Source organism: Shigella flexneri 2a str. 301, from assembly GCF_000006925.2.
Lineage (GTDB): Bacteria > Pseudomonadota > Gammaproteobacteria > Enterobacterales > Enterobacteriaceae > ECMA0423.
In genome coordinates this window covers 1,780,859-1,795,165 of sequence record NC_004337.2, presented here as the reverse complement: position 1 = coordinate 1,795,165, position 14,307 = coordinate 1,780,859, and the positions used below count along the sequence as shown (strand labels likewise).

Annotated in this window: 13 protein-coding genes, 1 pseudogene and 3 other annotated features (1 of these 17 running past the window's edge); of the genes and pseudogenes, 7 read left to right on the top strand and 7 right to left on the bottom strand. The window is 48.2% G+C overall.

Going from position 1 to position 14,307, the window contains the following annotated elements:
- Nucleotides 1-37: a mobile genetic element, on the bottom strand (it extends 731 nt beyond the left edge of the window).
- The 3 genes and pseudogenes from SF1757 to SF1755 all read right to left on the bottom strand — a co-directional run bounded on the left by SF1757 (nucleotide 33) and on the right by SF1755 (nucleotide 3,118).
- A pseudogene (locus SF1757) lies at nucleotides 33-1,259 on the bottom strand. (Overlaps the previous feature by 5 nt.)
- A 109-nt stretch (nucleotides 1,260-1,368) precedes the next feature.
- On the bottom strand, nucleotides 1,369-1,854 hold the full coding sequence (locus tag SF1756; RefSeq protein ID NP_707621.1) for a hypothetical protein: 486 nt from the start codon (nucleotides 1,852-1,854) through the stop codon (nucleotides 1,369-1,371).
- 163 nt (nucleotides 1,855-2,017) lie between these two features.
- Complete coding sequence (locus SF1755) at nucleotides 2,018-3,118, bottom strand: porin (protein NP_707620.1); 1,101 nt, start codon at nucleotides 3,116-3,118, stop codon at nucleotides 2,018-2,020.
- Between the two features lie 76 nt (nucleotides 3,119-3,194).
- Nucleotides 3,195-3,962: a mobile genetic element, on the top strand.
- Between SF1755 and insA (SF1754) the strand changes: the two genes are divergently transcribed.
- Entirely contained in the window at nucleotides 3,250-3,525 is a 276-nt protein-coding gene (gene insA, locus SF1754; RefSeq protein ID NP_707619.1) for an insertion element IS1 protein InsA, read from the top strand. Its footprint overlaps the feature before it by 276 nt.
- Nucleotides 3,552-3,947, top strand: coding sequence for an insertion element IS1 protein InsB (insB, locus tag SF1753; protein ID NP_707618.1), 396 nt, complete (start codon nucleotides 3,552-3,554; stop codon nucleotides 3,945-3,947). (Lies within the feature at nucleotides 3,195-3,962.)
- A gap of 187 nt (nucleotides 3,963-4,149) precedes the next feature.
- Here insB (SF1753) and yddG read toward each other — a convergent pair.
- Nucleotides 4,150-5,031, bottom strand: coding sequence for an aromatic amino acid exporter (gene yddG, locus SF1752; protein ID NP_707617.1), 882 nt, complete (start codon nucleotides 5,029-5,031; stop codon nucleotides 4,150-4,152).
- A 231-nt stretch (nucleotides 5,032-5,262) separates the two neighbouring features.
- Here yddG and fdnG point away from each other — a divergent pair, with 231 nt between their 5' ends.
- The 3 genes from fdnG to fdnI are packed head-to-tail and all read left to right on the top strand — an operon-like array spanning nucleotide 5,263 to nucleotide 9,853.
- The gene (gene fdnG / locus SF1751) at nucleotides 5,263-8,310 is read left to right on the top strand and encodes a formate dehydrogenase-N subunit alpha (protein NP_707616.1); all 3,048 of its coding nucleotides are present in this window, start codon (nucleotides 5,263-5,265) and stop codon (nucleotides 8,308-8,310) included.
- A gap of 12 nt (nucleotides 8,311-8,322) precedes the next feature.
- The gene (gene fdnH, locus SF1750; protein NP_707615.1) at nucleotides 8,323-9,207 is read left to right on the top strand and encodes a formate dehydrogenase-N iron-sulfur subunit beta; all 885 of its coding nucleotides are present in this window, start codon (nucleotides 8,323-8,325) and stop codon (nucleotides 9,205-9,207) included.
- A complete protein-coding gene (fdnI, locus tag SF1749; RefSeq protein NP_707614.2) occupies nucleotides 9,200-9,853 on the top strand; it encodes a formate dehydrogenase-N subunit gamma in 654 nt (217 codons plus the stop codon). The genes fdnH and fdnI overlap by 8 nt, the downstream gene beginning before the upstream one ends.
- A 227-nt stretch (nucleotides 9,854-10,080) precedes the next feature.
- On the opposite strand, the gene yddM is transcribed toward fdnI, so the two are convergent.
- The 3 genes from yddM to sfcA all read right to left on the bottom strand — a co-directional run bounded on the left by yddM (nucleotide 10,081) and on the right by sfcA (nucleotide 13,352).
- Nucleotides 10,081-10,443, bottom strand: a complete 363-nt coding sequence (yddM, locus tag SF1748; protein NP_707613.1) for a hypothetical protein — start codon at nucleotides 10,441-10,443, stop codon at nucleotides 10,081-10,083.
- A 67-nt stretch (nucleotides 10,444-10,510) separates the two neighbouring features.
- Nucleotides 10,511-11,521, bottom strand: coding sequence for an ethanol-active dehydrogenase/acetaldehyde-active reductase (adhP, locus tag SF1747; RefSeq protein NP_707612.1), 1,011 nt, complete (start codon nucleotides 11,519-11,521; stop codon nucleotides 10,511-10,513).
- A 133-nt stretch (nucleotides 11,522-11,654) separates the two neighbouring features.
- The gene (gene sfcA, locus SF1746; protein NP_707611.2) at nucleotides 11,655-13,352 is read right to left on the bottom strand and encodes a malate dehydrogenase; all 1,698 of its coding nucleotides are present in this window, start codon (nucleotides 13,350-13,352) and stop codon (nucleotides 11,655-11,657) included.
- 132 nt (nucleotides 13,353-13,484) lie between these two features.
- Nucleotides 13,485-14,252 (top strand) — a mobile genetic element.
- Here sfcA and insA (SF1745) point away from each other — a divergent pair.
- Together insA (SF1745) and insB (SF1744) are read left to right on the top strand one after the other, a co-directional pair.
- The gene (gene insA / locus SF1745) at nucleotides 13,540-13,815 is read left to right on the top strand and encodes an insertion element IS1 protein InsA (protein NP_707610.1); all 276 of its coding nucleotides are present in this window, start codon (nucleotides 13,540-13,542) and stop codon (nucleotides 13,813-13,815) included. Its footprint overlaps the feature before it by 276 nt.
- Nucleotides 13,842-14,237 (top strand): insertion element IS1 protein InsB, encoded by a 396-nt coding sequence (gene insB, locus SF1744; protein ID NP_707609.1) that lies wholly within the window; start codon nucleotides 13,842-13,844, stop codon nucleotides 14,235-14,237. It lies within the feature at nucleotides 13,485-14,252.
- Nucleotides 14,253-14,307: the final 55 nt, after the last annotated feature.

Sequence of the window (14,307 nt, the reverse complement as noted above, 5' to 3'; positions counted from 1 at the left end):
CCATCATACACTAAATCAGTAAGTTGGCAGCATTACCCTAAGGTCATGTTTTTAACTTTTATATTCCTCTGGTTTACAACTTCCTCTGTCTTGTAAGTGTGTATATTATATGGGGTATATGCTTTTTTAATAGTATAGTGAAACAATTCGTTATCCGCATCTATTCCGTCAGAGTGAACTTCAAATGCACCAGGCGAAAGAATTGCCAGGCCAGTATTAAGCTTAAGTGCTGGGGAAAACAAATTAAATAACATGAGCTGCATAGTAGGTCAATTGTTCTTCCCAGAAACATTTAAAAAATTTAAGTTTTTGCTCTGTTTTATTATGGGGAATAAAGTTCCAATATCGGATGTATTATTAGTATCAATGTGGGTTATTTTATTATTGTCCAGTCTTAAACTTTTGATAGATGGAAGATAAGTCAGGAAATCAAGATTTATATATTTCAACTGGTTGTTAGCAGCGTTTAATGTCTGAACATTGCGGAAGTTGCTATAGAATATTTTAATTTCAGAAAGCAAATTGTTGTTAATAAGTAACGTATTCAAGTTGGGAAATAAGACATTGTGTAAACTTGTTAGTTTATTATGGGATAGATCCAGCAGTAAGAGTTCATTTTTATTACCTGCAACAATATCAGTTAATTGATTATGGCTGAGATTCAGGTATTGCAGCCATTCGCAAGATTCTAATTGCACAAACTCTAGTTGATTATGTGCCGCACTAAAATAAGTAACTGATGAAAGCCTATCTATATCAATATTTCTGAGAGCATTATTATTCATAGATATATGTGTAATACTTACATTTCTGCCTTGAGGAAAATTTATTGACTCAAGAGCATTACTATTCAGACTTAGCTTTACGAGTCTATCGTAGTTGGTTGCATCAAAATGTGTGAGTTGGTTATTATCAAGATTGATAGAGGTGAAGTTTTGCAGCCCTGGTGGTTGAGTGGTTAAATTAAGTCCTGATAAATCAATGGTCACTTCATTAGTGTCATCAATTATATTTCTTACTGCAGTCCAGTACTGCATTTGTGCAAGTGGATCATTGTTGATGCCGTTAACTAATACATGCCAAAGATGTTTTGATGATATTAGTTGATCAATGTCATTGGTTGGCAGTAAATTGTTATTGCTTAAGTTTAAATATTCCAGTTTTGTAGTGTTTTTGGCGTTTAAATGTGCAATATGGTTGTCGTTTAAAGTGATTGTTTTCATCCTGGGATGATTGTGTAATATAAGGTCAGTGATCATATTGTGATGGGCACTTAACTCAATCAGAGATTCTTGCCGGGAGACATCCAGCGATGCTAGCTTGTTATAATCAAGATTAAGAAATTTCAGTTTATAACTATCAGAAATATCATTTTTTTAGGCTATTATTTTGCGCTTCCAGATTAACCAATGAATGCTGATTTTTTAAATCTAAACTTTCCAGATTGTTATGATTAATATAAATGTTTTCCAGTTTTGGTTCTTTTGGAAAGGTTATCGTGTTAATTTTATTAACGCTGAGGTTGATATTAACGAGACTGGCATTGTCAGCTAAGTCAAGACAAGTTAGACAATTGTTTTCCAGATTTAACGTATTAACTGTCGAGGGGATAGGCGGTAATTCACTCAAATCAAGATATGACAAATCAAGAGATGCCATGTTCGAATTGTAAGCTTCTTTAATTCGCTCCACGGCAATTGCTCTTTCTTCACCATTATTAACCGATTTATTACCCCATTGTTCTAGTCGTTCACAAAAATTGCTGGAGATGGTTTCTTTGTTAGGTAATGCGTTATTAAGTTGATAACTGGCATTATTTTTTACACAAGCTGTATTAATATTGGTCATAATCACTCATCAATAAATATTATAGTAAGATGTCCCCGGAGGATATGGAATAATATTAATTGAGGTGAATGACCAGAAATATCAAGAATTGCTCATTTTTACTTAAGGAGTCATACAGCAGCACTTAAATCAAAAACCAGCCCAGAGAAGGGCTGGTCAGGAGAGGACGTTAGAACTGATAGGTAATGCCCGTAGCGACGATGTTATCGGTGCGAATATCTACGGTACGGGTAAAGTCGCTTTCATCAATCAGGTTGATTTTATAATCAACATAGGTCGACATATTTTTGTTGAAGAAATACGTCGCACCAACGTCGATATACTCAATCATGTCCTGGTCGGCGTAGCGGCCCAGATCTCTGCCTTTCGATTTCAGGTAAGCGAGTGATGGGCGCAAGCCGAAGTCGAATTGATATTGCGCCACCACTTCAAAACTTTGTGCTTTGTTAGAGATATAACCATCCCCATAGGTGGTCATGTTTAATGTTTCATCGTAATTAGCTGCAAAGTAGATGTTGTTGGCATCATACTTTATACCTGTGGCCCATAGTTCTGCATTCTTACCGGAGGCATTGAGAGGATTAGCTGCGGCTCTTTCCTGCGCATTTGTCCGATCGGATTTGGTATATACCGCACCGATACCAAAGCCATCATAAACATAAGTTGAGGAGATACCGAAACCGTCACCGTTGGCACGCGTGTCGTCAGCACCATAAAGATGACTGTTGTCAGTACGTTTATTTTTGCCTTGATATTGCGCGGCAAAGTTCAGCCCTTCAATTAAGCCAAAGAAATCGTAGTTGCGATAGGTTGCTAGACCGGTGGTACGGTATGTCATGAAGACATCTTTCTGACTCCAGGTATCGCCACCAAATTCTGGCAACATATCGGTCCATGAACCAATGTCGTAGCCGACACCGTAGTTACGACCATAGTCCAGAGAGCCAAATTCACTAATTTTTAAACCAGCATAGGCCAGACGGGTCTTGTTGCCGCGCGAGCCGTTGGCTTCATCGTTATAGCCTTTAAAATCATATTCCCAGTGACCAAAACCAATCATTTGATCATTGATTTGCGTTTCTCCTTTAAAGCCGAGACGGGCATAAGTTTTATCACCATCGTCACGCTTATCATCAGTAAAATAACGTAGAGCGGTAACCTTGCCATAAAGGTCGAGTTTATTACCATCCTTGTTATAGACTTCGGCAGCGTGTGCTACGTTCGCAGCTAACAAACCAGTTACAACCACCGCAACTATTTTTAATTTCATTTAACAGAATCCTTTTAATTATCGTTAAACGTATTTTCTAAACGAATTTTAAACGGCGTCATTTATAAATGACATAGGTAATGCTGCCAACTTACTGATTTAGTGTATGATGGTGATTTTAAGGTGCTTGCGTGGCTTCCATTTCCATCAGATGTCCTTCCTGCTCCGCTACTGAAGGCGTGGTGCGTAACGGCAAAAGCACTGCCGGACATCAGCGCTATCTCTGCTCTCATTGCCGTAAAACATGGCAACTACAGTTCACTTACACCGCCTCTCAGCCCGGTACGCACCAGAAAATCATTGATATGGCCATGAATGGCGTCGGATGTCGCGCCAGTGCACGCATTATGGGCGTTGGCCTCAACACGGTTTTACGTCACTTAAAAAACTCAGGCCGCAGTCGGTAACCTCGCGCATACAACCGGGCAGTGATGTGATTGTCTGCGCTGAAATGGACGAACATTGGGGCTACGTCGGTGCTAAATCACGTCAGCGCTGGCTGTTTTACGCGTATGACAGGATACGGAGGACGGTTGTGGCGCACGTCTTCGGTGAACGCACTCTGGCCACACTGGAGCGTCTTCTGAGCCTGCTGTCGGCCTTTGAGGTCGTGGTATGGATGACGGATGGCTGGCCGCTGTATGAATCACGCCTGAAGGGAAAGCTGCACGTTATCAGCAAGCGTTACACTCAGCGCATTGAGCGACATAATCTGAATCTGAGACAACATCTGGCAAGGCTGGTACGGAAGTCACTGTCGTTCTCAAAATCGGTGGAGCTGCATGACAAGGTCATCGGGCATTATCTGAACATAAAACACTATCAGTAAGTTGGAGTCATTACCAATGACATACTGTTTTTAAAATAGAATGGTGATTAAAAACAATGAGAAAAATAGAATAATATTATTTATCGATATGTGATCGAAGTCGAAATGAGATATAAGGTGAATTACTGGTATTTGAAATTTATTTTTTAATATTGTCGGAATTTATCTGATTAACTGCCGGGCCGTAGACCCGGCAATTATTTTAACCACGACGTGTCGCCAGCCAGCAGAGCAGGGAACCGCCGCAGACCATTAGTGCGCCTTGCCAGAACGAGAACGACAGCGGGGCGCTGAGCAGCACGGCTGCAAGCGCTGAGGAAAGTACAGGCGTAAAATACGAGCCTACCGCCATTATGGTGACATTGCCATGCAATATACCGACATTCCATGCAGTATAAGCAAATCCTAAGGTAAATGCCGCAGAGATGAGTTTAATCATGACGGGCGTGCTAAATACCATTTCTGGTTGTGGCGTGAGAAAATAGTAAATCCACAGACATGCTCCCGTTAGCAGGACAAAAACGGTAATTCCGTTAAATCCGCGTGCGTATTTATTCGTTACTGTGCAATAGGCTGCCCAGATAAACGCACCAATAAACGCCAGGAAATAACTCAATGGGCTGGTGGTGATATTATTGATGATTTCATCATAATGTAACCCATTCTCACCGCCTAACACCCAGCAGACGCCGACCAGGGCTAATAATAATCCTGGTACAATCAGCCAGTTGGTTTTCTGACCATTAAACAGAATGGCAAAGAGAATTGTCAGGCTGGGCCACAGATAGTTCACCATACCCACTTCAATCGCCTGATGACGGGTCGCCGCATACCCTAAGGAAAGCGCCAGATAGATTTCATAGCTGACGAATAACAGACTCCCGGCGAGTAAATAGCCTTTCGGAATCTGCCGAATACGCGGAAATCCAACCGTGAAGATTAACAGCAGCCCGCTTAATGAATAGATAGCAGCTGCGCCGCCGACCGGGCCGAGCCCCTCGCTGACACCGCGAATCAATCCTACCATCGTGCTCCACAGGACGATCGCTATTAGCCCTATGAGCGTTGCTTTTTGTCGTGTCATGCTCGCTGTTTTGTCTCTCTTGCCGTTAAAAATTAAGCTGAATTTTATAGCATTTTTTTAACTGGCCTGTCAGGCAGTGGTGCGTTTTTCTACCGCTATTGAGGTAGGTCAATTTGCGCAGGCGGATTATTTTGTGGCAAACACGTGTTCTTTTTGATTTCGCGCAAAAAGATTCAGAATTTTACTGTTAGTTTCCTCGCGCAGTAATACCCCTGAAAAAAGAGGAAAGCAATGGACGTCAGTCGCAGACAATTTTTTAAAATCTGCGCGGGCGGTATGGCTGGAACAACGGTAGCGGCATTGGGCTTTGCCCCGAAGCAAGCACTGGCTCAGGCGCGAAACTACAAATTATTACGCGCTAAAGAGATCCGTAACACCTGCACATACTGTTCCGTAGGTTGCGGGCTATTGATGTATAGCCTGGGTGATGGCGCAAAAAACGCCAGAGAAGCGATTTATCACATTGAAGGTGACCCGGATCATCCGGTAAGCCGTGGTGCGCTGTGCCCGAAAGGGGCCGGTTTGCTGGATTACGTCAACAGTGAAAACCGTCTGCGCTACCCGAAATATCGTGCGCCAGGTTCTGACAAATGGCAGCGCATTAGCTGGGAAGAAGCATTCTCCCGTATTGCGAAGCTGATGAAAGCTGACCGTGACGCTAACTTTATTGAAAAGAACGAGCAGGGCGTAACGGTAAACCGTTGGCTTTCTACCGGTATGCTGTGTGCCTCCGGTGCCAGCAACGAAACCGGGATGCTGACCCAGAAATTTGCCCGCTCCCTCGGGATGCTGGCGGTAGACAACCAGGCGCGCGTCTGACACGGACCAACGGTAGCAAGTCTTGCTCCAACATTTGGTCGCGGTGCTATGACCAACCACTGGGTGGATATCAAAAACGCTAACGTCGTAATGGTAATGGGCGGTAACGCTGCTGAAGCGCATCCCGTCGGTTTCCGCTGGGCGATGGAAGCGAAAAACAACAACGATGCAACCTTGATCGTTGTCGATCCCCGTTTTACGCGTACCGCTTCTGTGGCGGATATTTACGCACCTATTCGTTCCGGTACGGACATTACGTTCCTGTCTGGCATTTTGCGCTACCTGATCGAAAACAACAAAATCAACGCCGAATACGTTAAACATTACACCAACGCCAGCCTACTGGTGCGTGATGATTTTGCTTTCGAAGATGGCCTGTTCAGCGGTTATGACGCTGAAAAACGCCAGTACGACAAATCGTCCTGGAACTATCAGTTCGATGAAAACGGCTATGCGAAACGCGATGAAACACTGACTCATCCGCGCTGTGTGTGGAACCTGCTGAAAGCGCACGTTTCCCGCTACACGCCGGACGTTGTTGAAAACATCTGTGGTACGCCAAAAGCCGACTTCCTGAAAGTGTGTGAAGTGCTGGCCTCCACCAGCGCACCGGATCGCACAACCACCTTCCTGTACGCGCTGGGCTGGACGCAGCACACCGTGGGTGCGCAGAACATCCGTACTATGGCGATGATCCAGTTGCTGCTCGGTAACATGGGTATGGCCGGTGGCGGCGTGAACGCATTGCGTGGTCACTCCAACATTCAGGGGCTGACTGACTTAGGTCTGCTCTCTACCAGCCTGCCAGGTTATCTGACGCTGCCGTCAGAAAAACAGGTTGATTTGCAGTCGTATCTGGAAGCGAACACGCCGAAAGCGACGCTGGCTGATCAGGTGAACTACTGGAGCAACTATCCGAAGTTCTTCGTTAGCCTGATGAAATCTTTCTATGGCGATGCCGCGCAGAAAGAGAACAACTGGGGCTATGACTGGCTGCCGAAGTGGGACCAGACCTACGACGTCATCAAGTATTTCAACATGATGGATGAAGGCAAAGTTACCGGTTATTTCTGCCAGGGCTTTAACCCGGTTGCGTCCTTCCCGGATAAAAACAAAGTGGTGAGCTGCCTGAGCAAACTGAAGTACATGGTGGTTATCGATCCGCTGGTGACTGAAACCTCTACCTTCTGGCAGAACCACGGCGAGTCGAACGATGTCGATCCGGCGTCTATTCAGACTGAAGTATTCCGTCTGCCTTCGACCTGCTTTGCTGAAGAGGATGGTTCTATCGCTAACTCCGGTCGCTGGTTGCAGTGGCACTGGAAAGGTCAGGACGCGCCGGGCGAAGCGCGTAACGACGGCGAAATTCTGGCGGGTATCTACCATCATCTGCGCGAGTTGTACCAGGCCGAAGGTGGTAAAGGCGTAGAACCGCTGATGAAGATGAGCTGGAACTACAAGCAGCCGCACGAACCGCAATCTGACGAAGTAGCTAAAGAGAACAACGGCTATGCGTTGGAAGATCTCTATGATGCTAATGGCGTGCTGATTGCGAAGAAAGGTCAGTTGCTGAGTAGCTTTGCGCATCTGCGTGATGACGGTACAACCGCATCTTCTTGCTGGATCTACACCGGTAGCTGGACAGAGCAGGGTAACCAGATGGCAAACCGCGATAACTCCGACCCGTCCGGTCTGGGGAATACGCTGGGATGGGCCTGGGCGTGGCCGCTCAACCGTCGCGTACTCTACAACCGTGCTTCGGCGGATATCAACGGTAAACCGTGGGATCCGAAACGGATGCTGATCCAGTGGAACGGCAGCAAGTGGACGGGTAACGATATTCCGGACTTCGGCAATGCCGCACCGGGTACGCCAACCGGGCCGTTTATTATGCAGCCGGAAGGGATGGGACGCCTGTTTGCCATCAACAAAATGGCGGAAGGTCCGTTCCCGGAACACTACGAGCCGATTGAAACGCCGCTGGGCACTAACCCGCTGCATCCGAACGTGGTGTCTAACCCGGTTGTTCGTCTGTATGAACAAGACGCGCTGCGGATGGGTAAAAAAGAGCAGTTCCCGTATGTGGGTACGACCTATCGTCTGACCGAGCACTTCCACACCTGGACCAAGCACGCGTTGCTCAACGCAATTGCTCAGCCGGAACAGTTTGTGGAAATCAGCGAAACGCAGGCGGCGGCGAAAGGCATTAATAATGGCGATCGTGTCACTGTCTCCAGCAAGCGAGGCTTTATCCGCGCGGTGGCAGTGGTAACGCGCCGTCTGAAACCGCTGAATGTAAACGGTCAGCAGGTTGAAACGGTGGGTATTCCAATCCACTGGGGCTTTGAGGGTGTCGCGCGTAAAGGTTATATCGCTAACACTCTGACGCCGAATGTCGGTGATGCAAACTCGCAAACGCCGGAATATAAAGCGTTCTTAGTCAACATCGAGAAGGCGTAAGGGGGCGAACAGATGGCTATGGAAACGCAGGATATTATCAAAAGGTCCGCAACTAACTCCATCACGCCGCCTTCTCAGGTGCGTGATTACAAAGCAGAAGTCGCGAAACTTATCGACGTTTCCACCTGTATCGGCTGTAAAGCCTGTCAGGTGGCGTGTTCGGAGTGGAACGACATCCGTGATGAAGTGGGGCACTGCGTCGGGGTTTACGATAACCCCGCCGATCTGAGCGCCAAGTCCTGGACGGTGATGCGCTTTAGCGAAACCGAACAGAATGGCAAGCTGGAGTGGCTGATCCGTAAAGACGGCTGTATGCACTGTGAAGATCCGGGCTGCCTGAAGGCGTGCCCGTCTGCTGGTGCAATCATTCAGTACGCTAACGGGATTGTCGATTTCCAGTCGGAAAACTGCATCGGCTGTGGTTACTGCATTGCCGGGTGTCCGTTTAATATTCCGCGCCTCAACAAAGAGGATAACCGGGTATATAAATGCACGCTCTGCGTCGATCGCGTCAGCGTCGGCCAGGAACCGGCTTGTGTGAAAACCTGTCCGACCGGGGCTATCCACTTCGGCACCAAGAAGGAGATGCTGGAGCTGGCGGAACAGCGCGTGGCGAAACTGAAAGCGCGTGGTTACGAACATGCTGGCGTCTACAACCCGGAAGGGGTCGGTGGTACGCACGTTATGTACGTGCTGCATCACGCCGATCAGCCGGAGCTGTATCACGGTCTGCCGAAAGATCCGAAGATCGACACCTCGGTAAGCCTGTGGAAAGGCGCGTTGAAACCGCTGGCAGCGGCTGGCTTTATTGCCACTTTTGCCGGGTTGATTTTCCACTACATCGGTATTGGCCCGAATAAGGAAGTGGACGATGACGAGGAGGATCATCATGAGTAAGTCGAAAATGATTGTGCGCACCAAATTTATTGATCGCGCCTGTCACTGGACCGTGGTGATTTGCTTCTTCCTGGTGGCGCTGTCCGGGATTTCGTTCTTCTTCCCGACGCTGCAATGGCTGACGCAAACCTTCGGTACGCCGCAGATGGGACGCATTTTGCACCCCTTCTTCGGCATTGCGATTTTCGTCGCACTGATGTTTATGTTTGTGCGTTTTGTGCATCACAACATCCCGGATAAGAAAGATATTCCGTGGCTGTTGAACATTGTCGAAGTATTAAAAGGCAATGAGCACAAAGTGGCGGATGTTGGTAAGTACAACGCCGGGCAAAAGATGATGTTCTGGTCGATCATGAGCATGATTTTCGTGCTGCTGGTGACCGGGGTGATTATCTGGCGTCCGTACTTTGCGCAGTACTTCCCGATGCAGGTTGTTCGCTACAGCCTGCTGATCCACGCGGCTGCGGGTATCATCCTGATCCACGCCATCCTGATCCATATGTATATGGCATTCTGGGTGAAAGGGTCGATTAAAGGGATGATCGAAGGGAAGGTGAGCCGTCGCTGGGCGAAGAAACACCATCCGCGCTGGTATCGTGAAATCGAGAAGGCAGAAGCGAAAAAAGAGAGTGAAGAAGGGATATAATCTCTTTTGAACTTTAAGCTGAAAATGGCGCTGTAAAAGGCGCCATTTTCATATTGTAGACAACGTGGGCTTTGTTCATCCCGGATGCGTCGTGAATGCCTTATCCGGCATGAAAACCCTTCAAATACAATAGATTGAAGTGAACGTGTAGGCCTGATAAGCGTAGCGCATCAGGCAATGTTGCGTTTGTCATCAGTTTCAAATGGCGCTTTATAGGGTGCCATTTTTTATTGCGTAACCAGACGGCGTAATCGCGACACAACCACCGTTTTTTCTGCCTCTGCCAGACTCCAGGCGTTTTGCAGATTCAGCCACATTTGCGGCGAACTGCCGATCACCACGGAAAGTTTAATTGCCATTTCTGGCGTCAAAGCTGCTTTTCCGGTCAGCAATCGGCTTGCCGTTGAGGGCGCAATTTCCATTGCTCTGGCAAACTCGCGCAGGCTGACATTAAGTTCGTCCAGTGATTCCTGAATAATGTCCCCCGGGCGGGGATGATTGGCCATTTTCATTAGTGTCTTTACTCTCAGTAGCGTTACTTCTCTGGGAACACTATCATTATTGTTCCTTCCTACGCAACAATAATCCATTTAGCCATTTCATGTTGGAGAGTGTGCGATGCTGCGACCCGAACATGGGAGTCGCAGCAAAGACCTCTTAGTGACGGAAATCAATCACCATACGGCCACGGATTTTGCCTTCTTCCATCTCGGTAAAGATGGTGTTGATGTCCGCTAACGGACGCAGGGCGACTTTCGGCACCACTTTGCCTTCGGCGGCAAACTGGAAGGCTTCGGTTAGATCCTGGCGCGTGCCGACCAGCGAACCGACCACTTCAATGCCATCCAGCACAAGACGTGGGATATCCAGGCTCATAGACTCCGGCGGCAGACCGACAGCCACAACACGACCGCCTGCACGGACAGCATCAACTGCCGAGTTAAACGCAGCTTTAGCTACTGCTGTTACCACCGCAGCGTGAGCGCCACCGGTTTTCTCCTGCACAATTTTGGCGGCGTCTTCGGTGCGTGAGTTAATCGCTAAATCTGCATCCATTTCGGTTGCCAGTTTTAACTGCTCATCATTGACATCAATGGCGATCACTTTGGCGTTAAAGACATTCTTTGCGTATTGCAGGGCGAGGTTACCCAGACCGCCAAGACCGTAGATAGCAATCCACTGACCGGGACGAATTTTTGACAGTTTAACGGCTTTGTAGGTGGTGACCCCCGCACAGGTAATGCTGCTGGGCGCCGCCGAGTCCAGACCATCTGGCACTTTTACCGCGTAATCGGCGACCACGATGCACTCTTCCTCCATCCCGCCATCAACGCTGTATCCGGCATTTTTAACTGAACGGCAGAGCGTTTCGTTACCACTGTTACAGTATTCGCAATGACCGCATCCTTCGTAAAACCACGCCACGCTGGCACGATCGCCTGGTTTTAATGAGGTGACACCTGGGCCAACTTCTGCCACCACACCGATGCCTTCATGGCCCAGAATTACGCCGGTTTTGTCACCAAAATCGCCATTCTTAACATGAAGATCGGTATGACATACACCACAACACTCCATTTTCAGCAGGGCTTCGCCATGTTTCAGTGAGCGCAGTGTTTTATCCGTAACGTCAACATGATGATCCTTCGTAACAACTGCAGTCTTCATAGTTCCTCCTTTTCGGATGATGTTCTGCATAGCAGGTGAGGCAAATGAGATTTATTCGCCACTACCCAGTATGGATGAGATCTGAAAAAGGGAGAGGGAAATAGCCCGGTAGCCTTCACTACCGGGTGCAGGCTTAGATGGAGGTACGGCGGTAGTCGCGGTATTCGGCTTGCCAGAAATTATCGTCAATGGCTTGTTGCAAAGCTTCAGCAGACGTTTTGACCGCCACGCCTTGCTGCTGCGCCATTTTGCCAACCGCAAACGCAATTGCGCGGGAGACTTTCTGAATATCTTTCAGTTCCGGTAGTACCAGACCTTCGCCGTTCAGGACCAGCGGCGAATACTGAGCAAGCGTTTCACTTGCCGACATCAGCATCTCATCGGTGATACGTGACGCGCCGGAAGCAATAACACCCAGGCCGATGCCCGGGAAAATAAAGGCGTTGTTACACTGGGCGATAGGGTAGATTTTATCTTTCCATACCACAGGATTAAACGGGCTGCCAGTGGCGACCAGCGCGTTACCTTCGGTCCAGGCGATAATGTCCTGCGGTGTGGCTTCCACGCGAGACGTCGGGTTAGACAGCGGCATCACGATCGGACGCGGACAGTGTTTATGCATCTCACGGATGATCTCTTCCGTAAACAGCCCGGTCTGTCCTGAGACGCCAATCAGAATATCTGGTTTTACATTGCGCACCACATCCAGCAGTGACAACACATCGCTGTCGGTATCCCAGTCACTGAGGTTTTCGCGCTTCTGCACCAGTTTGGTCTGGAAAGGCAGCAGGTTCGGCATCTTGTCCGTCAGCAGGCCAAAGCGATCGACCATAAAGACTTTCTGCCGCGCTGCTTCCTCGCTTAATCCTTCGCGCTGGGTCTGGGCGATGATCATTTCGGCAATGCCGCATCCCGCTGAACCTGCGCCAAGGAAGACGATTTTTTTCTCGCTTAACTGACCACCTGCCGCGCGGCTGGCTGCGATCAGTGTGCCGACTGTTACCGCCGCAGTGCCCTGAATGTCATCGTTAAAAGAACAAATTTCATTGCGATAGCGGTTAAGTAACGGCATCGCATTTTTTTGAGCAAAGTCTTCAAACTGCAACAGCACGTCCGGCCAGCGTTGTTTCACAGCCTGGATAAATTCATCAACGAATTCATAGTATTCATCGTCAGTGATACGCGGATTACGCCAGCCCATATACAGCGGATCGTTAAGCAGCTGTTGGTTGTTCGTTCCGACATCCAGCACCACCGGAAGGGTATACGCCGGGCTGATGCCGCCACAGGCGGTATAGAGCGACAGTTTACCGATCGGAATGCCCATCCCGCCGATGCCCTGGTCACCAAGCCCCAGAATACGTTCACCGTCAGTCACCACAATCACTTTAATATTATGGTTCGGCACGTTTTGCAGAATATCGTCCATATTGTGGCGGTTCTGGTAAGAGATAAACACGCCGCGTGAACGGCGGTAGATCTCAGAAAAACGCTCACAGGCTGCGCCGACGGTTGGGGTATAAATAACAGGCATCATCTCATCAAGATGATTGTTTACCAGACGGTAGAAGAGGGTTTCGTTGGTGTCCTGGATGTTACGCAGGTAGATGTGTTTGTCGATTTCGGTTTTGAATCCCTGATACTGGATCCATGCTCGTTCCGCTTGTTCTTCGATGGTTTCGACCACTTCCGGCAGTAACCCCAGCAGGTTGAAGTTACGGCGTTCTTCCATGCTGAAGGCACTGCCTTTATTCAACAACGGAAATTCCAGCAGTACAGGGCCAGCGTAAGGGATATAAAGCGAACGCTGTTTTTTTGTTTTTGGTTCCATGTCACTCACTCTTTTTTGAATATCCATCCCTGGCACGCTTTTATCGTCTTTGCTTTACCGCCAGGGCGTCGTCCCCAAGTATAAAGCAGATAAAAACACCATTGCGCAGGCAATGGTGTTTAATCGTCATTGGGTAATGCTGCCAACTTACTGATTTAGTGTATGATGGTGATTTTAAGGTGCTTGCGTGGCTTCCATTTCCATCAGATGTCCTTCCTGCTCCGCTACTGAAGGCGTGGTGCGTAACGGCAAAAGCACTGCCGGACATCAGCGCTATCTCTGCTCTCATTGCCGTAAAACATGGCAACTACAGTTCACTTACACCGCCTCTCAGCCCGGTACGCACCAGAAAATCATTGATATGGCCATGAATGGCGTCGGATGTCGCGCCAGTGCACGCATTATGGGCGTTGGCCTCAACACGGTTTTACGTCACTTAAAAAACTCAGGCCGCAGTCGGTAACCTCGCGCATACAACCGGGCAGTGATGTGATTGTCTGCGCTGAAATGGACGAACATTGGGGCTACGTCGGTGCTAAATCACGTCAGCGCTGGCTGTTTTACGCGTATGACAGGATACGGAGGACGGTTGTGGCGCACGTCTTCGGTGAACGCACTCTGGCCACACTGGAGCGTCTTCTGAGCCTGCTGTCGGCCTTTGAGGTCGTGGTATGGATGACGGATGGCTGGCCGCTGTATGAATCACGCCTGAAGGGAAAGCTGCACGTTATCAGCAAGCGTTACACTCAGCGCATTGAGCGACATAATCTGAATCTGAGACAACATCTGGCAAGGCTGGTACGGAAGTCACTGTCGTTCTCAAAATCGGTGGAGCTGCATGACAAGGTCATCGGGCATTATCTGAACATAAAACACTATCAGTAAGTTGGAGTCATTACCTCTCTTGAGATATATATTCCCGGTTATCTATTGTGGGAATTTAATTTAAGTGCAG